Source organism: Ideonella flava, from assembly GCF_051857595.1.
Classification (GTDB): domain Bacteria; phylum Pseudomonadota; class Gammaproteobacteria; order Burkholderiales; family Burkholderiaceae_C; genus Ideonella.
In genome coordinates this window covers 197161-218540 of sequence record NZ_JBPZHD010000014.1, presented here as the reverse complement: position 1 = coordinate 218540, position 21380 = coordinate 197161, and the positions used below count along the sequence as shown (strand labels likewise).

Here is a 21380-nt window from a genome sequence, read left to right as displayed (position 1 = left end):
CTTCAGGCGGCCTGCTGGTCCGGCGGGACGAGGCCGAAGTCCTGCGGGTAGTGGTCGAGCGCCGACAGCACCGGGTACGGCGTCATGCCGCCCATGGCGCACAGGCTGCCGGCGAGCATGGTGTCGCACAGGTCTCGCAACAGCCTCTCCTGTTGCGGCCGGTTGTGGTTGGCTACGATCTTGTCGATGACTTCGACGCCGCGCGTGGAGCCGATGCGGCAGGGCGTGCACTTGCCGCAGGACTCGACGGCGCAGAACTCCATCGCGAAGCGCGCGAGCTGCGCCATGTCCACCGTGTCGTCGTGCACCACCACGCCGCCGTGGCCGAGGACCAGGCCTTTGCCGGTGTAGACGTCGTAGTCCAGCGGCAGGTCCCACTGCGATTCAGGCACGTAGGCGCCCAGCGGCCCGCCGACCTGGATGGCCTTGACCGGCCGGCCGCTTCGGGTGCCGCCGCCGATGTCGAAGACCAGCTCGCGAAGGCTCAGGCCGAAGGGCAGCTCGAACAGGCCGCCTCGCCTGATGTTGCCGGCCAGCTGGAAGGGCAAGGTGCCGCGCGAGCGGCCGCTGCCGAAGTCCTGGTAGAACTTCGCGCCCTTCTCCAGGATCGTCGGCACCGCGGCGAAGGTGAGCACGTTGTTGATCACCGTGGGCTGGCCGAACAGGCCGCTGAGGGCCGGCAGCGGCGGCTTGGCGCGCACGATGCCGCGCTTGCCTTCGAGGCTCTCCAGCATCGCGGTCTCTTCGCCGCAGACGTAGGAGCCGCCGCCGACGCGCGCCTCGATGTCGAAGGCCTTGCCCGAGCCGAGCATGGAGGCGCCGAGCACACCCGCCTCGCGTGCGGCCTTGAGTGCACGCTCGAAGGTGGCGATGGCGTGCGGGTACTCCGAGCGGATGTAGACGAAGCCCTTGCTGGCGCCGACCGCGAGCGCGGCGATCGCCATGCCTTCGATCAGGAGGTAGGGGTCGCCTTCGAGCAGCATGCGGTCGGCGAAGGTGCCGGAGTCGCCCTCGTCGGCATTGCAGACGACGTACTTCTGCCTGGACGAGGTCTGGGCGACCGTGCGCCACTTGATGCCGGCCGGGAAGGCTGCGCCGCCGCGGCCGCGCAGGCCCGAGTCCAGCACCGATTGAACGATGGCCTCCGGCGTCGTCGCCAGGGCGTTCTTCAGGGCGGTCCACGGTACCGGTGCGATCGGGTCATCCAGGCCGCAACGCGAGAAGGTCAGCCGCTGCTGGCGCTTGAACTCCGGCAGGTCCTCGGTGTGACCCAGGCGCAGCGGATGCGCCCCGCCTTCGAGCCAGCCGGCGTCGAACAGCGTGCGCACGTCGTCCGGAGTGACGGGACCATAGGCGATGCGGCCGGCCGAGGTCTGCACTTCGACCAGGGGCTCCAGCCAGGTCAGGCCGCGCGAGCCGTTGCGCACGACCTTGACCGAAAGCCCGCGGGCACCCGCCTGGCCCGCGATGGCGGCAGCCACCACGTCGGCATCCATCGCCAGCGCGGACGCATCGCGCGGCACGTAGATCACGGTGCTCATCGGAAATCCCCCGCCTCGGCCATCAGTTCATCCAGCTTTGCGGGCGTCATGCAGGCATGCGGCTGGCCTTGCAGCATCACCGCCGGCGATTGCGCGCAAAGGCCCAGGCAGTACACCGCCTCGACCGTGCAGCTGCCATTCGCCCGGGCCTGTGCCAGCAGCGCCTCGCCGCCGACCGAGCGGCACGACTCGGCACGGCAGACCTGCAGCACCGGCCCGCGCGCCGGCTCCTGGCGGAAGTGGTGGTAGTAGGTGATGACGCCGTGCACCTCGGCCCGCGACAGGTTCAGCGCCTGGGCGATCTGGCCGACCGCCCCGGAGGGCACGTGGCCCAGCGCGTCCTGCACGCCGTGCAGCACCGGCATCAAGGGGCCATCGAGATGGCGCCGTTCTGCGATCACCCGCGCCACCGCTTCACGGTTGTAAGGCGCTTGTCTCACGGGTGGTGCGATCACTGTCTCGCTCATGCGGATCTCTGGTCGGGATCAAGGTGGAGCCGACTATCGCGCCCCGCTGTTTCGGGGGCCGTTGACCGCAGTCAAGATTCGAAAAAACCCCCGAACCGGTCCCTCGTGACGAATGGCACTTTCTTCAAGTCTTGACTGCGGTCAACAGCGAAATGCTGCACGCCACCGGACCATTCGCCCCAATCGAAACCTGGCCGATCAAGGCCGCAGGAGGCACGAGATGGCGAAGATGAAGGCCGTGATGGCCGCGGTTCTGGTGATGGAAAAAGAGGGCGTCACGCAGGCCTTCGGCGTGCCGGGCGCGGCTATCAACCCGATGTACGCCGCCCTGCGCGAGCGGCAGACCATCAGCCACATCCTGGCGCGCCACGTCGAGGGCGCGTCGCACATGGCCGAGGGCTACACGAGGGCGCGAGCCGGCAACATCGGCGTGTGCATCGGCACCTCGGGCCCCGCGGGCACCGACATGATCACCGGCCTGTACTCGGCCGGCGCGGATTCCATCCCCATCCTGTGCATCACTGGCCAGGCGCCGCGCGCCAGGCTGTACAAGGAGGACTTCCAGGCGGTCGACATCGAGTCCATCGCCAAGCCGGTGACCAAGTGGGCCGTCACCGTGCGCGAGCCGGCGCAGGTGCCGCGCGCCTTCCAGCAGGCCTTCCACCTGATGCGCTCGGGCCGCCCGGGCCCGGTGCTGATCGACCTGCCCTTCGACGTGCAGATGGCCGAGATCGAGTTCGACATCGAGACCTACGAGCCGCTGCCGGTCTACAAGCCCGCGGCGACGCGCAAGCAGATCGAGAAGGCGCTGGACATGCTGGCCGCGGCCGAGAGGCCGCTCATCGTCGCCGGCGGCGGCATCATCAACGCCGATGCGAGCGCGCTGCTGCAGGAGTTCGCCGAGCTCACCGGCGTGCCGGTGATCCCCACCCTCATGGGCTGGGGCACGATCCCCGATGACCACCCTCTGATGGCCGGCATGTGCGGCCTGCAGACCAGCCACCGCTACGGCAACGCGACGATGCTCGCGAGCGACTTCGTGCTGGGCATCGGCAACCGCTGGGCCAACCGCCACACGGGCTCGGTGGAGACGTACACCAAGGGCCGCAAGTTCGTCCACGTGGACATCGAGCCCACGCAGATCGGCCGGGTCTTCATGCCCGACTTCGGCATCGTGAGCGATGCGAAAGCCGCGCTGGAGCTCTTCGTCGAGGTGGCGCGCGAACGCAAGGCCGCCGGCACGCTGGGCGACTACTCCGACTGGTCCAGCCGCTGCGCCGAGCGCAAGCGCCTGATGCTGCGCAAGAGCCACTACACCGAGGCCCCCATCAAGCCGATGCGGGTGTACGAGGAGATGAACGCGGCCTTCCCGCGCGACACCACCTACGTCACCACCATCGGCCTTTCGCAGATCGCCGGCGCGCAGTTCCTGCACGTGTACGGGCCGCGCCGCTGGATCAACTGCGGCCAGGCCGGGCCGCTCGGCTGGACCATCCCCGCCGCGCTCGGCGTGGTGGCGGCCGATCCGACGCAGATGGTGGTCGGCCTGTCGGGCGACTACGACTTCCAGTTCCTGATCGAGGAGCTGGCGGTCGGCGCGCAGTTCCGCCTGCCCTATGTGCACGTGCTGGTGAACAACAGCTACCTCGGGCTCATCCGCCAGGCGCAACGCAACTTCGACATGGACTACTGCGTGCAGCTGGCCTTCGAGAACCAGAACATGTCGGACGAGGACGGCGACCTGCGCGGCTACGGCGTCGACCACCAGGCCGTCGTGCAGGGCCTGGGTTGCAAGTCGCTCCGCGTGACCGACCCGGAGAAGATCCAGGGCGCGCTCGTCCAGGCCCAGTCCATGGCGCGCGAGTTCTCGGTGCCGGTGGTCGTCGAGGTGATCCTCGAGAAGGTGACCAACATCGCGATGGGCACCGAGATCGACAACGTGCGCGAGTTCGAGGACATCGATTGCCGCCATCCGGAAGGCATCAAGGGCCTGGAGCTGGCTGGGCTTCTGGCCTGAACTGAAAGGAGACCGGTCATGCCCCGTTTCGCCGCCAACCTGACCATGCTGTTCAACGAGGTGCCGTTCCTCGAGCGCTTCGAGCGCGCGGCCCGAGCCGGCTTCACGGCCGTGGAGTTCCTCTTCCCCTACGGCTGGACGGCCGAGGAGATCAAGTCGCGCCTGGACGCCAACCGCCTGCAGCTGGTGCTGCACAACCTGCCGGCCGGCGACTGGGACGGCGGCGAGCGCGGCATCGCCTGCCATCCCGACCGGGTGGAGGAGTTCCGCGCCGGCGTGGACCGCGCCATCGCCTACGCCAAGGTGCTCGGCGTGAAGCAGCTGAACTGCCTGGCCGGCAAGGCACCCGCCGGCGTGCCCGAGGACGCCCTGCGCTCCACCTTCGTCGCCAACCTGCGCTACGCCGCCCGCAAGCTGGCGGGCGCGGACCTGCGCCTGCTGATCGAGCCGATCAATCGCTACGACATCCCCGGCTTCTACCTGCACCGCACCGACCAGGCGTTGGGCATCCTGGACGAGGTCGGAGAACCTAACTTGTTCGTTCAGTACGACATCTACCACGCGCAGCGTACCGAGGGCGAGCTGGCCGCCACGCTGCGCAAGCATCTCTCGCGCATCGCCCACGTGCAGCTGGCCGACAACCCCGGTCGCCACGAGCCCGGCACCGGCGAGATCAACTACCCCTTCCTCTTCAAGCTGCTGGACGACATCGGCTACGAAGGCTGGATCGGCTGCGAGTACAAGCCCGCCGGCACCACCGAGGCCGGCCTGGGCTGGCGCCAGCAGATGGCGCTCTGAACCTTCGACAAAGGACTGCATTCCATGACCAAGCAACCCCTGAAGATCGGCTTCGTCGGCCTGGGCACCATGGGCACGCCGATGGCGGGCCACCTCATCGCCGCCGGCCACCAGCTCTTCGTCAACACCATCGGCAAGATCCCGCCTTCGATTGCCGACAGCACCGCCACCCAGTGCGTCAGCGTGCGCGGCGTGGCCGAACGGGCCGACATCATCTTCGTCATGGTCCCCGACACGCCGGACGTCGAGAAGGTGCTGTTCGACGAGAGCGGCCTCGCCTCCGGCCTCACCAAGGGCAAGGTGGTGGTGGACATGAGCTCCATCTCGCCCATCGCCACCAAGGAGTTTGCGAAGAAGATCAACGCCATCGGCTGCGACTACCTGGACGCGCCCGTCTCCGGCGGCGAGGTGGGGGCCAAGAACGCGACGCTGTCCATCATGGTTGGCGGCGACGAGGCGGTGTTCGCCAAGGTCAAGCCGCTGTTCGAGCTGATGGGCAAGAACATCACGCTCGTCGGCGGCAATGGCGATGGCCAGACGGCCAAGGTCGCCAACCAGATCATCGTGGCGCTCAACATCGAAGCCGTCGCTGAAGCCCTGCTCTTCGCCGCACGCGCCGGCGCCGACCCGGCCAAGGTGCGCGCGGCGCTGATGGGAGGCTTCGCTTCGAGCCGCATCCTCGAGGTGCATGGCGAGCGCATGATCAAGCGCACCTTCGACCCGGGCTTCCGCATCGAGCTGCACCAGAAGGACCTGAACCTGGCGCTTTCCAGCGCCCGCGCGCTCGGCGTCTCGCTGCCCAACACGGCGACGGCGCAGGAGCTGTTCAACGCCTGTAGCGCCCACGGTGGCAAGGGCTGGGATCACTCGGCGATGGTGCGGGCGCTGGAGAAGCTGGCCAACTTCGAGATCGGCGGATGACGGCCCCGAGGTCCGAGCTGCCGCCCGGCCCGGCCCCCGAGGGGGTCAAGGAACTTGGGAGCGGCCCTGCGTTCCTTGAGCGCATTCCTCCAGCAGATTTGCTGCGCCGGATGTTCGACGCGGCGATCGCCTCGGCCCAGCCCGACGTCTGCGTCCCGCTTCACCTGCCCGAGCCGCCACGCGGGCGGCTCCTGGTCATAGGCGCCGGCAAGGCCTCGGCGGCGATGGCGCGAGCGGTGGAGCGGCATTGGCGCGGGCCGCTGTCGGGCCTGGTGGTCACGCGCTACGGCTACGGCGCGGGCTGCGAGCACATCGAGATCGTCGAGGCGGCGCACCCGGTGCCGGATGCCGCCGGCCTGCGCGCCGCCGAGCGCATGCTGGCACTGGTGCAGGGCCTGACGGCGGACGACCTGGTGCTGTGCCTCATCTCCGGCGGCGGCTCGGCGCTGCTGCCGCTGCCCGTGCCCGGCGTGACCCTGCAGGACAAGCAGGCGCTCAACCGCGCCCTGCTCGCCTGCGGCGCGACCATCTCCGAGATGAACTGCGTTCGCCGGCACCTGTCGGCGATCAAGGGTGGGCGCCTCGCCGCGGCCTGCCACCCGGCCCGCGTGCTGACGCTGGCCATCTCCGACGTCCCCGGCGACCAGCCGGGCGACATCGCCTCGGGCCCGACGGTGGCCGACGCGACGACCTGCGCCGATGCGCTGGCCATCGTCGACCGGCACGGCATCGAGCTGCCCCCGGCGCTGCGCGAGGTGCTGGAGAACGGACGTGGCGAATCGGTCAAGCCTGGTGATCCGCGGCTCGCGGGGGCACGCTACGAGTTCATCGCCACCCCGCAGAGGGCACTCGAGGCGGCCGCCGACGTCGCCCACCGTGCCGGCTTCGCCGCCCACATCCTCGGCGACGCGATCGAGGGCGAGGCGCGCGACGTGGGCACCGTACTGGCCGGTATTGCGCGCCAGGTGGCCCTGCGCGGGCAGCCGTTCACGGCGCCTTGCGTGCTGCTTTCAGGCGGCGAGACGACCGTCACGGTGCGCGGTCCTGGCCGCGGCGGGCGCAATGTCGAATGCCTGCTGTCCACCGCCATCGCGCTCCATGGCCAACCGCGCATCCATGCGCTGGCCGGCGACACCGATGGAGTCGACGGCAGCGTCGACATCGCCGGCGCGGTCATCGGGCCGGACACCCTGGCCCGCGCTGTCGAGCTGGGCCTGAAGCCGCGCGAGGCGCTGGCCCGCAACGACGGCCACGGCTTCTTCCAGGCGCTGGGTCAGTCGGTGGTCACGGGGCCGACGAGGACCAACGTCAATGACTTCCGGGCGATCCTCGTCGAAGGGCCCTGACTCGCGAAGGAATTCATGCGCAAGGTCAAGCGAGTGATCTAGGGTTTTCCCTAGAATGGACTCAGTCCCGCTCCTCGTCGAATACCAGCCATGAATTCAGCCGTCACGACCGCCAAGCCCCTCGCTGCCCCGAGCGCCGGTTCCGAGACCTGGAACGAACTCGTCGCAGCGATGCCCATCGTCATTTTCTACCGCGCCGCCCGCGAGCTGCTGCGCCAGCGCGCCCACAAGCGCGCCGTGCTCGAAGCCTTCCGCCGCTGATCCGCTCTCGGGGGCCGTCCAGGGCACGAACTGCCCGATCAGCGACGCGCCCTCCCTCAGCAGGAAATCCTTGAACGCCTGAGCCACCGGCGGCAGGCGCTTGGTGCGCCGGTGCACCAGGTACCAGTGAAGCATCAGGGGGAAGCCCTGAACATCGAGCGCCCGCAGCTGGCCGCTCTGCAATTCGCGGCTCACCGTGTGGGCCGACAGGAAGCTCAGTCCGAAGCCCGCCATCACCGCCTGCTTGATGGTCTCGGTGCTGCGGATCTCCATCGCCACGTTCAGACCTGTCAGGTCGCCGCCGAAGCCCTCGCACATCGAGCGCCAGGTGTCCGAGCCGCGCTCTCGCACCACGAAGGGCTGGCGCATGACTTCCGCCGTCGGGATCCCCCGCCGCGTCACCATCGGGTGCGCCGGCGGCGCGACGATCACGTAGGGGTGCGGCGCGAAGGCCTGGTTCAGCGTGTCGAGGTCGGTGGGCGGCCTCACCATGATCGCGAGGTCGGTCAGGTTCTCGGCGATGTGGGCCAGCAGCTCCTCGCGGTTGTGCACCGTGAAGTTGAGCGTCACGCCGTGGTGGCGGCCCAGGAATTGCACCAGCAGCCGCGGGAAGAAGTAGTCGCCCGCGCTGATCACCCCCACGTTCAGCCGGCCGCCGCACACGCCACGGATGTGCGCCATCGCGGCTTCTGCCTGCTCGAACTGCTGGATGATGGTGCGGCTGATCTGCAGCAGCTCGGCGCCGGCCTGCGTGAGGTAGATCTTCTTGCCGAACTGCTCGAACAGCGTGTGGCCCGCATGCTCCTCGAGCTTGCCCACCTGCGTGGACACGGCGGGCTGCGTGAGGTGCAGCTCCTCGGCTGCTCGCGAGTAGCTCAGGTGCCGCGCCACCGCTTCGAAGACCTTGAGCTGCCGAAGCGTGGCGTTCTTCATTCCTACTCCACGGCCTTCACCGCGTCCTCGACCACCTTCTTCGCATCCCCGAACACCATCATCGTCTTGTCCATGTAGAACAGCTCGTTGTCGAGCCCCGCGTAGCCCGCGGCCATGGAGCGCTTGTTGACGATGATCGTCTTGGCCTTGTAGGCCTCCAGGATGGGCATGCCGTAGATGGGCGAGCCCTTCTGCAGCGCGGCCGGGTTCACCACGTCGTTGGCACCGAGGATCACCGCCACGTCGGCCTGGCCGAACTCGGCGTTGATGTCCTCCATCTCGTGGACCTGGTCGTAGGGCACCTCGGCCTCGGCCAGCAGCACGTTCATGTGGCCGGGCATGCGGCCGGCGACGGGGTGGATGGCGTACTTGACCTTGATGCCTTTGTCGGTGAGCTTCTGCGCCAGCTCCTTGACCGCATGCTGCGCACGCGCCACCGCCAGGCCGTAGCCCGGAACGATGATCACGCTCTCGGCATTGCCGAGGATGAAGGCCGCGTCGTCCGGGCTGCCGCTCTTGACCGGACGCTGCACCGCCTCGCCCTGCGCCGCGCCAGCCTCGCCGCCGAAGCCGCCGAGGATCACGCTGAAGAACGAGCGGTTCATCGCCTTGCACATGATGTAGCTCAGGATCGCGCCCGAGGAGCCGACCAGCGAGCCCGCGATGATGAGCATCGGGTTGCCCAGCGAGAAGCCGATGCCGGCCGCGGCCCAGCCCGAGTAGCTGTTGAGCATGGACACCACCACCGGCATGTCCGCCCCGCCGATCGGGATGATGATGAGCAGCCCCAGCACGAAGCTCAATGCCAGCATCAGGCCGAAGGCCAGCGGGTGCTGCGTGCCCATGAAGACCAGGCCCAGGCCGACGGTGGCGAGACCCAGCGCGAGGTTGAGCGCGTGCTGCCCCTTGAACGAGACCGGCGTGCCCTGGAACCAGCGAAGCTTGTAGCGGCCCGAGAGCTTGCCGAAGGCGATGACCGAGCCCGAGAAGGTGATCGCCCCGATGGCGGCGCCCAGGAAGAGCTCCAGCCGGTTCCCCGCGGGGATGGGCTCGCCGGCTTGCAGGCCGCTCAGCAGTGCCGAGGGCTCGGCCACCGCGGCCACGGCGATGAACACCGCCGCCAGGCCGATCATGCTGTGCATGAAGGCGACCAGCTCCGGCATCTTGGTCATCTCGACGCGCCTGGCCATGACGGCGCCCGCGGTGCCGCCGACCAGCAGGCCGATCAGCACGTAGCCCAGGCCGAGCGCATGCCCGCCGGCCAGCTTGACGATCAGCGCCGCGGTGGTGAGCGCGGCGATCGCCATGCCCGTCATGCCGAAGACGTTGCCGCGGATCGAGGTGGTGGGATGCGACAGGCCTTTCAGGGCCTGGATGAAGCAGACGCTCGCCGTGAGGTAGAGCAGCGTCACGAGATTCATGCTCATGCTCATGCTCGGCGCTCCTTCTTCTTGAACATCTCCAGCATGCGGCGGGTGACGAGGAAGCCGCCGAAGACGTTGACGGCGGCCAAAGCGACGGCCGCCACGCCCATGCTGCGGCCCAGCCAGGTCTCGGTCAGCGCCGCGGCCAGCATGGCACCGACGATGACGATGGCCGAGATGGCGTTGGTGACCGCCATGAGCGGCGTGTGCAAGGCCGGCGTGACCGTCCACACCACGTGGTAGCCCACGTAGATGGCGAGCACGAAGACGATGAGGTTGGTGATGGTGGGACTGACGATGTCCATGGTTTCGGTTCTCTGTTCACTCCCCCGTTCGGCCTGAGGCCGTCGCCCCGATCGGTCTGCCCCCTGCCCGTTCTGCCTGAGCCTGTCGAAGGCCCTTCGGCACCCACCAACCGTTCGGGCTGAGCCTGTCGAAGCTGCACGCCCTCTAACGGATGGTGGTATGGGCCCTTCGACAGGCTCAGGATGATCGGGACCCTTCGACAAGCTCAGGGCGAACGGGAGATGGGAGGCTCGGATGAACGGTTGGAGGTGGGGCCCTTCGACAAGCTCAGGGTGAACGGAAGAGGAGGCGCGGTGAACGGGTGAAGGTGTGCGGACCCGGGTTCCCCTCCCCGTTCGGCCTGAGCCTGTCGAAGGCCCTGCGCCCACCTCAGGGGAAATGGAAACTGAAGGCCCGGCACATCTCCGTCCGTTCGGGCTGAGCCTGTCGAAGCTGCAGGCCCCTGAACGGACGGAGGCACGGGCCCAAGCCAAGGGTGAACGGCGGTGCTCATGCCGTGCTCAGCGCATCATCCGCCGGCACCGCCGCGACGGCCGGCCGCGCCACCAGGCACGCCGCCACGATGTCGTCGTCCACCGGCACCTGCAGCCCACCCTCCTTCGTGAGGATGAGCTTGAGGAAGTCGAGGACGTTGCGGGCGTAGAGCGCGCTCGCATCGGCAGCCATCAGCGCCGGCAGGTTGGCCTCGCCGACCAGCGTGACGCCGTGGCGCACCACCGTCTCGCCAGGCACCGTGAGCGCGCAGTTGCCACCGGCCGGAGCGGCGATGTCGACGATGACCGACCCCGGCTTCATGGCCTGCACCATGTCCTCGGTCACGAGCCGCGGCGCGGGCCGGCCGGGGATGAGGGCGGTGGTGATCACCACGTCGGCCTGGGCCACCCGCTTCGCCACCTCGAGCTGCTGGCGCGCGAGCCACGAAGCCGGCATCGGCTTGGCGTAGCCACCCTGCCCCAACGCGGCTTCCTTCTCTTCCTCGGTCTCGCAGGGCACGTCGATGAACCTGGCGCCGAGCGACTCGACCTGCTCCTTCACCGAGGGCCGGACGTCCGAAGCCTCGATCACCGCGCCCAGCCGCTTCGCCGTCGCAATGGCCTGCAAGCCCGCCACGCCCACGCCGAGGATCACGACGCGTGCAGCCTTCACCGTGCCCGCCGCGGTCATCAGCATCGGGAAGAAGCGCTTGTGGTGATGAGCGGCCAGCAGCACGGCCTTGTAGCCGGCGATGTTGGCCTGGCTGCTCAGCACGTCCATGGACTGGGCACGCGTCGTTCGCGGTGCGGCCTCCAGCGCGAACGCCGTGACGCCCGCCGCCTGCAGCCGCTGCAGCCCCGGCTTGTCGAAAGGATTGAGCATGCCCACCAGCACCGTGCCCGCCTTCATCAACGGCAGCTCTTCAGCCGAAGGCGAACGCACCTTCAGCACCAGCTCGCCACCGAAGGCCCCGGCGCGGTCGGTGATCTCCACGCCCACCGCCTGGTAGGCCACGTCCGGCAGGCTCGCGGCCTCGCCGGCGCCGGCCTCCAGGCGCAACACATGGCCCAGCGCGCCGAGCTTCTTCGCCGTCTCGGGCGTGAGCGCCACGCGCGTCTCGCCGGGCCAGGTCTCGCGAGGGATGCCGATCAGCATGGCGCGACCCGGTGCACGTGCAGGAAGTTGGTGCTGCCGGCACGCCCGAAGGGCAGGCCGGCGACGATCGCGATGTCGTCACCCTCCGCCGCAAAGCCTTCGGCCTGCGCCGTCCGGCCCGCGCGCTGCAGCATCTCGCCGACGTCGTGGACGTCGTCCTCGACCCGCACTGCGTGCACGCCCCAGGCCATGGCGAGCCGGCGTGCCGTGGCCTGCGAAGGGGTGAGGCTCAGCAACGGCACCGCGGGCCGCTCGCGTGCAGCGCGCAGAGCGCTGAAGCCGGAGGCCGTGTAGGTCACGGTCGCCGCCGGCCGCAGCAGCTCGGCCACCTGCCCCAGCGCGGCACACACGGCATCGGCGGTGGTGGCCTGCGGCGGCTGGTGCGTCGCCTCCAGGCCGGGGCGATAGGTCGGGCTCGCCTCCACCCGGGCGATGATGCGGTCCATCATCGCCACCGCCTCCTTCGGGTAGCGGCCCGACGCCGACTCGGCCGAGAGCATCACCGCATCGACGCCTTCGTAGACCGCATTGGCCACGTCGGAGACCTCGGCGCGCGTCGGCGCCGGCGACTGGATCATGGACTCCAGCATCTGCGTGGCCACCACCACCGGCTTGCCCGCGCGGCGGCAGGCCTGCACGATGCGGCGCTGCATCTCGGGCACGCGCTCGGGCGGCAGCTCGACGCCCAGGTCGCCGCGGGCCACCATCAGGCCATCGCACAGGTCGACGATGCCGTCCAGCTGGTCCATCGCTGCCGGCTTCTCGATCTTGGCCATGATCCAGGCGCGGTCGCCGATGATCTCGCGCGCCTCGACGATGTCCTCGGGTCGCTGCACGAAGGACAGCGCCACCCAGTCGACCCCGAGCTGCAGCCCGAAGGCGAGATCGTCACGGTCCTTGGGCGTGAGCGGCGACAACGGCAGCACGACGCTCGGCACGTTCACGCCCTTGCGATCGGAAAGGGTGCCACCGACCAGCACCCGCGTCTCGGCGAAGTCGGCTCCATGCCGCTCGACGCGCAGGCGCAGCTTGCCGTCGTCGAGCAGCAGCTCGGTGCCCTCGGCGAGCGCGGCGAAGATCTCGGGGTGACGCAGGAAGGCGCGGCGTGAATCGCCGGGTGTCGGATCCATGTCCAGCCGGAAGGCCGCGCCCTGGTCCAGCACGGCTTGGCCGCCCTCGAAGGTGCCCACGCGCAGCTTGGGGCCCTGCAGGTCCAGCAGCACGCCGATGGGGCGCTGGTACTGCTGCTCCAGCCGCCGGATGGCGGCCAGGCGGCGGGCGTGGTCGTCCTGCGTGCCGTGGCTGAAGTTGAGGCGGAAGACGTCGACGCCCTGCTCGAACAGCGCGCGCAGCATCGCCTCGTCCGAGCTCGCCGGCCCGAGCGTGGCGACGATCTTGGTGTTCCTGGCGCGCCTCATGTCTGCTCCCTACGGCCTGCGGCCGATCCCTCCGAGAGGGAATGCGCCCCTACGGGCGGCCGGGCGGGGCTCATGCCGCCCTCGCCTCGGCTTGTGCGGCGGCCCCATGCAATCGCACATGCCCGCCCTGCTCCTGCATCGTGCGGGCGAGCAGCTTCACCAGCGCATAGACGCTGTCCATGTGCGGCGTGGGCGTGTCCGTCAAGCGCGCGAGTTCGACCACCGAGCCGAGCAAGGCATCGATCTCGAGCTCGCGGCCGGCCTCCACGTCCTGCAGCATCGAGGTCTTGTGCTTGCCGACCTTCTCGGCGCCGGCGATTCGCTTTTCCAGCGGCACGCGGAAGCTGATGCCGAGCTTGTGCGCCACGGCCTGGGCCTCGCGCATCATGTTGGCCGCCAGCTCGCGCGTCAGCGGGAACTGGCAGATGTCGACCAAGGTGGCGTGGGTCAGGCTGCTCACCGGGTTGAAGGTGAGGTTGCCCCACAGCTTGAGCCACACCTCGGCGCGGATGTCCTCCAGCACCGGTGCCTTGAAGCCGGCGTTGGCGAAGCAGGCCGACACGCTCTGCGCGCGCTCGCTGACGCTGCCGTCGAGCTCCCCCAGCGGGAAGCGGTCGCCCTCGATGTGGCGCACCACGCCCGGCGCCATCAGCTCGGAGGCCGGGTAGACCACGCAGCCCAGCACGCGCGCCGGGTCGATGGCCGCGGCGATGCGGCCCTGCGGATCCACGCTGTCGACGTGTGCGCCTTCGTACGGCCCGTGCTGCTTCTGGAAGTACCAGTACGGGATGCCGTTCTGCATCGGCACGATGATGGTGTCGGGGCCCAGCAGGTGAGGCAGCGAGGCGATCACCGGCTCCAGCTGGTGCGCCTTCATGGCCAGCACGACCACGTCCTGCGGGCCGGCAGCCGCGTAGTCGTCGGTGGCCTGCACGTGCAGGGCGGTGTGCTCGTGGCCGTCGGCCGTGACCAGGCGGATGCCGCGGTCGCGGATCGCGCTCAGGTTGCGGCCGCGCACGATGAAGGTGACGTCCTCGCCCGCCAGGGCAAGCTTGGCGCCGACGAGGCCGCCAATGGCCCCCGCGCCGATGATGGCGATCTTCATGGGTGGAATCCTCGAGTTGGAGAAACCGGGGCGCGGCGCAGGCTCAGGCCTGGCCGAAGCGATTCGACAGCCGGCCTATGCCCTCGATCTCCACCTCGACCAGGCTGCCCGGCTTCATCGAGCCGACGCCGACCGACGTGCCGCACAGGATCACGTCGCCCGGCAGCAGGGTCATGTCGAGGGAGATGCGGCTCACGAGCTGGGCCACGCTGAAGGTCATGTCGCTGATGGGGTAGTGCTGGCGCACCTGGCCGTCGAGCAGCGTCTTCACGCTGAGCGCCGCCGGGTCCAGGCCGCTGGCCACCACGGGGCCCAGCGGGCAGAAGCCGTCCAGGCCCTTGGCCCGCGTCCACTGCGCGAAGGACGCATCGCGGAAGAGGATGTCGGACACGGTGACGTCGTTGCCCACCGTGTAGCCGAACACGAAGGCCATCGCCTCGCTCTCGGTCACCGCCGTGCAGGGCCGGCCGATCACGATGCCGAGCTCGCCTTCGAACGCCACCTTGCCGCCGCCGCGAGGCAGCGGGATGGGCGCGCCATGGGCGCTCCACGAGTTGGGCGACTTCAGCAGGTACAGCGGCTCTTCCGGATAGGCCAGCTGCAGCTTCTCGCGCAGCTGGCCGAAGTTGTTCCACAGCGCGATGACCTTGGTCGGCTGCACAGGCATCAGCACCTGCACCTGCTCGAGGCCGGCGCTGCGGCCGGTGGGCTCGTTGTCGCCGAAGAAGTCCCCGCGGTGTTCGAGCACCCGGTCGCCGTGGAGCGTTCCGAAGGAGTCGATGCCGTCGAGGCGATAGCGGATCCAGCGCGTTTGCATGGGTTGCCTTTGATTGCTTGAAAGAATTCAGTCGAAAGGCAGCCAGCGCGTGTCGACCACCGACGCGGTGAGCTCCCCCAGCATCGCGGGGTTGCGCGTCATGTGCACGCCGCAGTCCTGCAGGCGGGTGCGCTGGGCCCGCGCGGGATCGGCTTCGTCGATGTAGCCCACCAGCGGCTTGTGCGCGCCGGCGCGGATCCACGCCGCGCATGCGGCTTCGCTCGCTTCGTCGATGGGGCCTATGAGCAGCACGGCGTCGGTGGCCGGGTCCTGCTCGAAGAGCTTGAGCAGCTCCAGGTGCGTGGGCTCGTGGTGATCCTCGGCCAGGCCCACCGCAGTGGAGGTGCCCAGGCCGAACTGCACGAGCTGGCGCGCCGCCAGGGCGGTGAGGCCCAGCGAGCGCGAGATGATGCCGATGTGACCGCGCCGGTGGGCTTCACCCGGCAGGCCGCCGATCTTCACTTCGGCCGGCGTGACCAGGCCGGCGCAGCCCGGTCCCAGCAGCCGCGTGCCGCTGGCCTCCAGGTGGCCGCGCACGTCGCGCAGCTCGTCCTTGCTCACGCCGTTGCTGATGCACACGACGAGCTCCATGCGGGCCTCGGCCGCCTCTTCGATCGCCGCGGCCGTGCGTCCGGCCGAGGCGTAGACGACGCAGGTGTTCGCCCCCGTCGCTTCGCGCGCATCGGCCACGTTCTCGAAGATCGGGATGCCGTCGACGAGGCGCCCGGCCATTGACGGCGCCACCCCCGCCACGAAGCACCGGCGGCCATGCCCATAGCCGAGGCAAGCCGGCATGTGCAGCCGCTCCGCGTCGTCGCCCAGGCCCTGGACGACGATGCGGGTGCGCTTGTTGACGAGGATGGACATGGCGGCAGGCTCCGTTCGATGGGCCGTCAGACGCCCGGTTGCAGCGTGGCCGTCTGCGACCAGTCGAAGGGGCGGCCGGCGCAGGGCTTGTACTGGGCCTTGCGCTCGTGGATCGCAGCCGCGAGGAACTCCGCGTCATAGGCCTGGAGCAGGTGCGGGTGCTGCGTCTGCAGGTAGTGCCGGATGCGGACCTCGGGCTGGGGGCTGAAGCGCATCAGCGCCTCGTAGGTCTGGCTGTCCCAGTGCCAGCGCAGGCCGAGCTCGTAGAAGGCCGCGTTGTAGGCGTTGCGCTCGAGTTCTTCGTGGTCCAGTTCGCGGGGCAGATCGTTCATCATGACCATCACTCCTTCAATGTTTCGCCGGTGGTGTCAGGTCAATGTAGAAGGCCGCTCGGATCAAAGACAGTCAATACTTTTTATGCGGACCATCTGCGCGAAGTGATGGTCCGCACCAGCTTCAAATGGCCTTTTCCGAGCGCAGCAGCTCCACGTCGCTGGCGCTGTAGCCGAGCTCGCGCAGCACCTCGTCGGTGTGCTCGCCCAGCAGGGGCGCAGGCGTGACCACGGTGGGGCTGTCGGAAAGCTTGATCGGGTTGCCCACCGTGAGGTGCTTGCCCCGCTTGGGGTGCTCGACTTCGACCACCGTGCCGCTCTGGCGCAGCCACGGGTCCTCGGCGATCTCCTTCATCGAAAGGATGGGGCCGCAGGGGATGTCGAACTCGTTGAGGATCTCCATCGCCTCGAACTTGGTCTTGGTCATCGTCCACTGCTCGATGCGCGCGAAGATGGGCTTCAGGTGCAGCAGCCGGGCGCGCGGCGTGGCGTAGGCCTCGTCGGTGATCCAGCTCTCTTCGCCGATCACCTTGCACACCGCCGGCCAGACGGCCGCCTGCGTGATGAAGTAGATGTAGGCGTTGGGATCGGTCTCCCAGCCCTTGCACTTCAGGATCGAGCCCGGCTGGCCGCCGCCGGAGGCGTTGCCGGCGCGGGGCACCGCGTCGCCGAAGTGCTGGTCGGGGTATTGCGGGTACTCCTGCAGCACGTGGGTTCGCTCCAGCCGCTGCTGGTCGCGCAGCTTCACGCGGCACAGGTTCAGCACCGCGTCCTGCATGGGCGCGAGCACCCGCTGGCCGCGGCCGCTGTGGGTGCGCTGGTAGAGCGCGGCGACGAGGCCCAGCGCCAGGTGCAGGCCGGTGCCGCTGTCGCCGATCTGGGCGCCGCTGACCACGGGCGGGCCGTCGTCGAAGCCGGTGGTCGACGCCGCGCCGCCAGCGCACTGCGCCACGTTCTCGTAAACCTTGCAGTCCTCGTAGCGGCCGGGGCCAAAGCCCTTGACCGAGCCGACGATCATGCGCGGGTTGAGCTTCTGGATGTGCTCCCACGACAGGCCCATGCGCTCCATCGCGCCGGGGGCGAAGTTCTCGACCAGCACGTCGCAGTGCTTGATCAGCGACTCCAGCACCTGCTTGCCCTTGGGCTTCTTGGCATCGAGCGTGATCGAGCGCTTGTTGTGGTTGAGCATCGTGAAGTAGAGGCTGTCGGCATCGGGGATGTCGCGCAGCTGGCCGCGCGTGGCATCGCCTTCGCCGGGCCTTTCCACCTTGATCACGTCGGCCCCGAGCCACGCCAGCAGCTGGGTGCACGTGGGCCCCGACTGGACGTGGGTGAAATCGAGGATGCGAACGCCGCTGAGGGCCTTGTTGTCCATCGCCTGGTCTCCGGTTCAATCAACGAAATGGGGGTCAGGCGGCGCTGCGCGCGGCGGCCTGCTCGAGCTCGGCGATGCGGCGGCGCATGGCACGGTCCTCGTTGAAGCGCGCGGTGTCGTCGCGGATGATGGCGGCCACGCCCTGCACCTCTTCCTGCGGGCCGGTCAGCAGGGCCACGGTGAAGGCGATCGAGAGCTGGCGGCCGTCCTTGTGAAGTGCCGGCACCTTCAGCAGCGAGGTGCCGTAGCGCGTGACGCCGGTGGCCACGGTCTTGGCGTAGCCTTCGTTGTGGCGGCCGCGAAGGCGGTCGGGGATGATGAGGTCCAGCGGCTGCCCCAGCGCCTCTTCCTCGCTGAAGCCGAAAAGGCGAGTGGCGGCGTCGTTCCACACCACGATGGCGCCCTGGGCATTGCTGACGACGACGGCGTCGCCCATGCCCCGCAAGAGTTGTTCGAAATCGATGGAAGAGGTCACTGCAGTCTCCTGTCCGATCCAAGGCGCCCTCTGCGTTCCTGCTCGGGGCAGGTGTTTTCGTGGGGCGTATCGCTTGGGAAGACTGTGCGGTGGCACCTCTTTGGAAGCCGTTGACCGGAGTCAAGATTCAAAAAATATGTGACGAGCGTCCCGGCCCCCGCCTTGGCGGTAAGGTCGGGGCCTGCGGCACGAGCGGCAGCCCTCCAGAAAGACCTGCATGAACCCGATCCTCTCGATCCAGCCCCTGGGCTTTCCCTGGCCCACGGTGGATCCCTTCCTCTTCTGCGTCCACCACGACGACCCGTACCCGAAGGCCAACGGCCGCTTCGGCCCCGCCGCCTCGCTGCAGGGGCATCAGCTCGGGCAGGACTTCAGCAACGCCGACGGCTGGCGCATGTACCACGGGCACACCGTGCCGGGCTTCCCGCCCCACCCCCATCGCGGCTTCGAGACGGTGACGGTCGTGCGCCGCGGCTGGATAGACCACGCCGATTCGCTGGGTGCCGCCGCCCGCTACGGCCAGGGCGACGTGCAGTGGCTGACCGCCGGCAAGGGCGTGGTCCACGGCGAGATGTTCCCCCTGCTCGACACCGAGGCGCCCAACCCGCTGGAGCTGTTCCAGATCTGGCTGAACCTGCCGGCCCGCAGCAAGATGGCCGAGCCGCACTTCACGATGTTCTGGTCGGCGCAGGTGCCGCGCCTGGTCGACACGAGCGCCTCGGGTGCACGAACCGAGGTCCTCTGCATCGCCGGACCGCTGGAGGGCGCAAGCGGGTCGCCTCCCGCACCACCGCCCGATTCCTGGGCCGCCGCGCCGCAAAACGACGTGGCGATCTGGACGCTGCGCCTGGAGCCCGGCGCCCGCTGGACGATGCCCCCCGCCCGGGGCGAGGGCACGCGCCGCCATCTCTACTTCTTCGCCGGCGACCGGGTCACGATCGCGGGCCAGCCCCTGAAGGACCCTGCCGCCATCGAACTGGCGCCCGGCGCGCCGGTGGAGCTGGTCAACGAAGGCGAATCGACCGCCGAGTTCCTGCTCCTGCAGGGCCGCCCCATCGGCGAGCCAGTCATGCAGTACGGCCCCTTCGTGATGAACACCGAACAGGAGATCAGGCAGGCCTTTGCAGACTACCAGCGCACCCAGTTCGGCGGCTGGCCCTGGCCCGACCCCGAGCCGGTGCATGGACCCGATGCGGTGCGCTTCGCCCGGCGCAGCGACGGGCAGATCGAGCATCCATGACCCTGAATCGAGACGCCCGCTGGCCCGCCGACCTCTGGCAGCGCGCGCGCCACCTGTTCCCGCTGAAGCTGTTCGGCATCACCGCCGTGATCACGCTGTTCTTCGTCGGCTACTTCCACGTTCTTCGCCACCCGGCCCATCCGGTGACGATCATGCCGACGACGGCGCTCGACGCGCTCATCCCCTTCCAGCCGTGGACGCTGGGCGCCTACCTGTCGCTGTGGCTGTACGTCGGCTTTGCCCCGGGGCTGCAGCTCACCTTGGCTCAGCTTCGGGTCTATGCCGTGTGGTCGATAGCCCTGTGCCTGACGGGCCTGGGCATCTTCTACTTCTGGCCGACGGCCGTGCCCCCGGTCGAGATCGCCGATCCGAGTTCGGGCGCGTTCCAGATGCTGCGTGGCGTGGATGCTTCCGGCAACGCGTGTCCGTCGATGCACGTGGCCTTCGCGGTGTTCACCGCGTTCTGGCTGGCGCGCGTGCTGAAGGAGGCTCGCGTGCCTTTCGCCCTGCACCTCGTCAACATCGCCTGGGTGCTGGCCATCACCTGGTCCACGGTCGCCATCCGGCAGCACGTGGTGCTGGACGTGGTGGCAGGCGCCCTGCTGGGAAGCGCGTATGCATGGTTGTCGCTGCGCAGGCTGCCCGTGGGCCGGGTGAATCCTGCGCAGTCCATCGATTCGCCGCTGCCGGCGGCTCCCGCGCTCAGGCCGGGACCGGGCCGCTGAGTCTTTCAGCGCGCCGCGGGTCCGCTGGCCTCCAGGGCCTGGGTGCAGGCCAGGCGCTGGCGAGGATCGGCCAGGGCCTTGCAACGCGCCACCCGGTCGTCGATCTTCCCGGGGGCCGCGGCGCCTTGCTCGGCGGACCGGGCTTCGGCCGGCGACGGCGGCGGGGGCTTGCGGCCCAGCGGGACGGTGACCTGTGGCGGCGGCATGTCCTCGGGGCGCAGGTCGCCGGGGAAGGTCGCGCTGTCGCGCAGTTCCTGCGCGGTCAGGGGGCGTTTCACCGGCTTGGCCGTGCGCGGCGCGGAGGCGACGGCGCTCGCAGCGCCAGGCGGTGCCGAAGCGGGCTGGGCGGCATGGCCCGGCATGGCCACGAGCAGCGGCCAGCAGGCGGCGACAAGAAGGCGTTGGCGTTCCATGGTGTCCTGCCGTGCGGCTGCAGATGTGCAGCCTTGCATGGCAGCCTGCGCCGCCTGACGGCGAATCTGCGTAGGACGACCCGCCGTTCGCGCATCGGCACACGTCCCTCGGACGACGATTGTGCAGTTGCACAACGCCGCCTAGGATGGACGTTCAACGACCACATCCGAGGGAGCCCAGCCATGGCATCAACCCGCCCCGCCGCCATCGCCACCGCCGCGAATGAAGCCCAGGCAGCCTCGTCTGCGCCGGCCCCGGCCACGCAGCCCTACCCCGACCTGTATGGCCTCTGGCTGCAGTCGCTGGCCCGGGCGCTGGAGGCCCGCTCCCCCTTGTCCGGCGACGTGACGCAGTGGATCCGCGCCTGGGGCGAAGCTGTTGGCCAGGTGGGCCTGTTCAACCTCAACATCGCCGGCTCCAGCGACCCGCAGGCCGAGCGCCGCATCGGCGGCCAGTACAGCTATGGCCGGCAGCTGGGGCGCCTGACCGAGGTGCTGGAGCCCTTCGTTCATGCTCACGAAGGCGAGTTCCGCAAGGAGGCTGGCGACAAGGCGGTCGACGACTTCCTGAAGATGGTCGCCGACATCAAGAAGCTGAAGCAGGCCAGCGTCGAGGACATCGTCGCCAAGGTTCGGCAATGGCGCGACGAGCCCGACTTCGAGAAGAAGCTCCGCGAGCTGCAGGCGCAGCTGAAGGCGATCTCGAAGGCCTAGGGCCTCAGTCCAGCTTTGCCCCGGACTTGCGGATCACCTCCGCCCACTGGCCGGCCTCGCGCGCGACGAAGTCCTGGAAGGCCTCGTGCGGCATGTTGATCGGGAAGCTGGCCGCCGTCTCCAGGCCCGCCTTGACCTCGGCCGAATTCATCACCTCCGCCAGTTCGTCGGACAGGCGCTTGCTGCTGGTGACCGCCAGCGGCGCGATCCCGCCGCTGCGGATGTGCGGTGCCGAAGTGGCGACGAAGTCGAACAT

21 protein-coding genes and 1 pseudogene are annotated in these 21380 nt (G+C 69.2%); 7 read left to right on the top strand and 15 right to left on the bottom strand.

Annotated features, from left to right (window positions below; genetic code table 11):
• Positions 1–2: 2 nt before the first annotated feature.
• Both ACS5PM_RS27805 and ACS5PM_RS27800 read right to left on the bottom strand, forming a co-directional pair.
• A complete protein-coding gene (locus ACS5PM_RS27805) occupies positions 3–1541 on the bottom strand; it encodes a formate dehydrogenase beta subunit (RefSeq protein ID WP_439391160.1) in 1539 nt (512 codons plus the stop codon).
• Positions 1538–2008 carry an NAD(P)H-dependent oxidoreductase subunit E gene (locus ACS5PM_RS27800; RefSeq protein ID WP_439391159.1) on the bottom strand — a complete coding sequence of 157 codons (471 nt, stop codon included), beginning with the start codon at positions 2006–2008 and terminating at the stop codon, positions 1538–1540. The genes ACS5PM_RS27805 and ACS5PM_RS27800 overlap by 4 nt, the downstream gene beginning before the upstream one ends.
• Before the next feature lie 220 nt (positions 2009–2228).
• Between ACS5PM_RS27800 and gcl the strand changes: the two genes are divergently transcribed.
• From gcl to ACS5PM_RS27780, 4 genes are all read left to right on the top strand, one after another.
• Complete coding sequence (gene gcl, locus ACS5PM_RS27795; protein WP_439391158.1) at positions 2229–4025, top strand: glyoxylate carboligase; 1797 nt, start codon at positions 2229–2231, stop codon at positions 4023–4025.
• An 18-nt stretch (positions 4026–4043) separates the two neighbouring features.
• Positions 4044–4823 carry a hydroxypyruvate isomerase gene (gene hyi, locus ACS5PM_RS27790; protein WP_439391157.1) on the top strand — a complete coding sequence of 260 codons (780 nt, stop codon included), beginning with the start codon at positions 4044–4046 and terminating at the stop codon, positions 4821–4823.
• Between the two features lie 24 nt (positions 4824–4847).
• The gene (gene glxR / locus ACS5PM_RS27785; protein ID WP_439391156.1) at positions 4848–5744 is read left to right on the top strand and encodes a 2-hydroxy-3-oxopropionate reductase; all 897 of its coding nucleotides are present in this window, start codon (positions 4848–4850) and stop codon (positions 5742–5744) included.
• A gap of 110 nt (positions 5745–5854) precedes the next feature.
• Positions 5855–7090 (top strand): glycerate kinase type-2 family protein, encoded by a 1236-nt coding sequence (locus ACS5PM_RS27780; RefSeq protein ID WP_439391155.1) that lies wholly within the window; start codon positions 5855–5857, stop codon positions 7088–7090.
• Positions 7091–7351: 261 nt separating this feature from the next.
• Here ACS5PM_RS27780 and ACS5PM_RS27775 read toward each other — a convergent pair.
• The 11 genes and pseudogenes from ACS5PM_RS27775 to ACS5PM_RS27725 all read right to left on the bottom strand — a co-directional run.
• A pseudogene (locus tag ACS5PM_RS27775) lies at positions 7352–8284 on the bottom strand (LysR family transcriptional regulator); the annotation flags it as partial.
• Positions 8285–8286: 2 nt separating this feature from the next.
• On the bottom strand, positions 8287–9711 hold the full coding sequence (locus ACS5PM_RS27770) for an NAD(P)(+) transhydrogenase (Re/Si-specific) subunit beta (RefSeq protein WP_439391172.1): 1425 nt from the start codon (positions 9709–9711) through the stop codon (positions 8287–8289).
• Positions 9712–9713: 2 nt separating this feature from the next.
• The gene (locus ACS5PM_RS27765; protein WP_439391154.1) at positions 9714–10013 is read right to left on the bottom strand and encodes an NAD(P) transhydrogenase subunit alpha part 2; all 300 of its coding nucleotides are present in this window, start codon (positions 10011–10013) and stop codon (positions 9714–9716) included.
• A 490-nt stretch (positions 10014–10503) separates the two neighbouring features.
• Positions 10504–11643, bottom strand: coding sequence for a Re/Si-specific NAD(P)(+) transhydrogenase subunit alpha (locus ACS5PM_RS27760; RefSeq protein WP_439391153.1), 1140 nt, complete (start codon positions 11641–11643; stop codon positions 10504–10506).
• Complete coding sequence (pyk, locus tag ACS5PM_RS27755; protein ID WP_439391151.1) at positions 11637–13061, bottom strand: pyruvate kinase; 1425 nt, start codon at positions 13059–13061, stop codon at positions 11637–11639. Before pyk ends, ACS5PM_RS27760 begins: the two co-directional genes overlap by 7 nt.
• Positions 13062–13131: 70 nt before the next feature.
• Entirely contained in the window at positions 13132–14166 is a 1035-nt protein-coding gene (locus tag ACS5PM_RS27750) for a 2-dehydropantoate 2-reductase (protein ID WP_439391149.1), read from the bottom strand.
• Positions 14167–14209: 43 nt separating this feature from the next.
• Complete coding sequence (locus ACS5PM_RS27745) at positions 14210–14983, bottom strand: fumarylacetoacetate hydrolase family protein (protein ID WP_439391147.1); 774 nt, start codon at positions 14981–14983, stop codon at positions 14210–14212.
• Between the two features lie 27 nt (positions 14984–15010).
• Complete coding sequence (locus ACS5PM_RS27740) at positions 15011–15850, bottom strand: succinate--CoA ligase subunit alpha (protein WP_439391145.1); 840 nt, start codon at positions 15848–15850, stop codon at positions 15011–15013.
• A gap of 26 nt (positions 15851–15876) precedes the next feature.
• Positions 15877–16185, bottom strand: a complete 309-nt coding sequence (locus ACS5PM_RS27735; RefSeq protein ID WP_439391143.1) for an HAD family hydrolase — start codon at positions 16183–16185, stop codon at positions 15877–15879.
• A gap of 121 nt (positions 16186–16306) precedes the next feature.
• Positions 16307–17557 (bottom strand): formyl-CoA transferase, encoded by a 1251-nt coding sequence (frc, locus tag ACS5PM_RS27730; protein WP_439391141.1) that lies wholly within the window; start codon positions 17555–17557, stop codon positions 16307–16309.
• Between the two features lie 34 nt (positions 17558–17591).
• Positions 17592–18032 (bottom strand): PAS domain S-box protein, encoded by a 441-nt coding sequence (locus tag ACS5PM_RS27725; RefSeq protein ID WP_439391139.1) that lies wholly within the window; start codon positions 18030–18032, stop codon positions 17592–17594.
• Between the two features lie 217 nt (positions 18033–18249).
• On the opposite strand from ACS5PM_RS27725, the gene ACS5PM_RS27720 reads away from it, so the two are divergent.
• Positions 18250–19272 (top strand): pirin family protein, encoded by a 1023-nt coding sequence (locus ACS5PM_RS27720; protein ID WP_439391137.1) that lies wholly within the window; start codon positions 18250–18252, stop codon positions 19270–19272.
• On the top strand, positions 19269–19997 hold the full coding sequence (locus ACS5PM_RS27715) for a phosphatase PAP2 family protein (protein ID WP_439391135.1): 729 nt from the start codon (positions 19269–19271) through the stop codon (positions 19995–19997). The genes ACS5PM_RS27720 and ACS5PM_RS27715 overlap by 4 nt, the downstream gene beginning before the upstream one ends.
• Before the next feature lie 5 nt (positions 19998–20002).
• On the opposite strand, the gene ACS5PM_RS27710 is transcribed toward ACS5PM_RS27715, so the two are convergent.
• A complete protein-coding gene (locus tag ACS5PM_RS27710; RefSeq protein ID WP_439391133.1) occupies positions 20003–20410 on the bottom strand; it encodes a hypothetical protein in 408 nt (135 codons plus the stop codon).
• Positions 20411–20593: 183 nt separating this feature from the next.
• Between ACS5PM_RS27710 and ACS5PM_RS27705 the strand changes: the two genes are divergently transcribed.
• Positions 20594–21124, top strand: a complete 531-nt coding sequence (locus ACS5PM_RS27705) for a hypothetical protein (protein ID WP_439391132.1) — start codon at positions 20594–20596, stop codon at positions 21122–21124.
• A gap of 4 nt (positions 21125–21128) precedes the next feature.
• On the opposite strand, the gene ACS5PM_RS27700 is transcribed toward ACS5PM_RS27705, so the two are convergent.
• Entirely contained in the window at positions 21129–21380 is a 252-nt protein-coding gene (locus ACS5PM_RS27700) for a hypothetical protein (protein WP_439391131.1), read from the bottom strand.

Coding starts and splice junctions, on each gene's coding strand:
- ACS5PM_RS27805 (WP_439391160.1), bottom strand. CDS start 1,541: ATGAGCACCGTGATCTACGTGCCGCGCGATGCGTCCGCGCTGGCGATG.
- ACS5PM_RS27800 (WP_439391159.1), bottom strand. CDS start 2,008: ATGAGCGAGACAGTGATCGCACCACCCGTGAGACAAGCGCCTTACAAC.
- gcl (WP_439391158.1), top strand. CDS start 2,229: ATGGCGAAGATGAAGGCCGTGATGGCCGCGGTTCTGGTGATGGAAAAA.
- hyi (WP_439391157.1), top strand. CDS start 4,044: ATGCCCCGTTTCGCCGCCAACCTGACCATGCTGTTCAACGAGGTGCCG.
- glxR (WP_439391156.1), top strand. CDS start 4,848: ATGACCAAGCAACCCCTGAAGATCGGCTTCGTCGGCCTGGGCACCATG.
- ACS5PM_RS27780 (WP_439391155.1), top strand. CDS start 5,855: ATGTTCGACGCGGCGATCGCCTCGGCCCAGCCCGACGTCTGCGTCCCG.
- ACS5PM_RS27770 (WP_439391172.1), bottom strand. CDS start 9,711: ATGAGCATGAATCTCGTGACGCTGCTCTACCTCACGGCGAGCGTCTGC.
- ACS5PM_RS27765 (WP_439391154.1), bottom strand. CDS start 10,013: ATGGACATCGTCAGTCCCACCATCACCAACCTCATCGTCTTCGTGCTC.
- ACS5PM_RS27760 (WP_439391153.1), bottom strand. CDS start 11,643: ATGCTGATCGGCATCCCTCGCGAGACCTGGCCCGGCGAGACGCGCGTG.
- pyk (WP_439391151.1), bottom strand. CDS start 13,061: ATGAGGCGCGCCAGGAACACCAAGATCGTCGCCACGCTCGGGCCGGCG.
- ACS5PM_RS27750 (WP_439391149.1), bottom strand. CDS start 14,166: ATGAAGATCGCCATCATCGGCGCGGGGGCCATTGGCGGCCTCGTCGGC.
- ACS5PM_RS27745 (WP_439391147.1), bottom strand. CDS start 14,983: ATGCAAACGCGCTGGATCCGCTATCGCCTCGACGGCATCGACTCCTTC.
- ACS5PM_RS27740 (WP_439391145.1), bottom strand. CDS start 15,850: ATGTCCATCCTCGTCAACAAGCGCACCCGCATCGTCGTCCAGGGCCTG.
- ACS5PM_RS27735 (WP_439391143.1), bottom strand. CDS start 16,185: ATGATGAACGATCTGCCCCGCGAACTGGACCACGAAGAACTCGAGCGC.
- frc (WP_439391141.1), bottom strand. CDS start 17,557: ATGGACAACAAGGCCCTCAGCGGCGTTCGCATCCTCGATTTCACCCAC.
- ACS5PM_RS27720 (WP_439391137.1), top strand. CDS start 18,250: ATGAACCCGATCCTCTCGATCCAGCCCCTGGGCTTTCCCTGGCCCACG.
- ACS5PM_RS27715 (WP_439391135.1), top strand. CDS start 19,269: ATGACCCTGAATCGAGACGCCCGCTGGCCCGCCGACCTCTGGCAGCGC.
- ACS5PM_RS27710 (WP_439391133.1), bottom strand. CDS start 20,410: ATGGAACGCCAACGCCTTCTTGTCGCCGCCTGCTGGCCGCTGCTCGTG.
- ACS5PM_RS27705 (WP_439391132.1), top strand. CDS start 20,594: ATGGCATCAACCCGCCCCGCCGCCATCGCCACCGCCGCGAATGAAGCC.
- ACS5PM_RS27700 (WP_439391131.1), bottom strand. CDS start 21,380: ATGTTCGACTTCGTCGCCACTTCGGCACCGCACATCCGCAGCGGCGGG.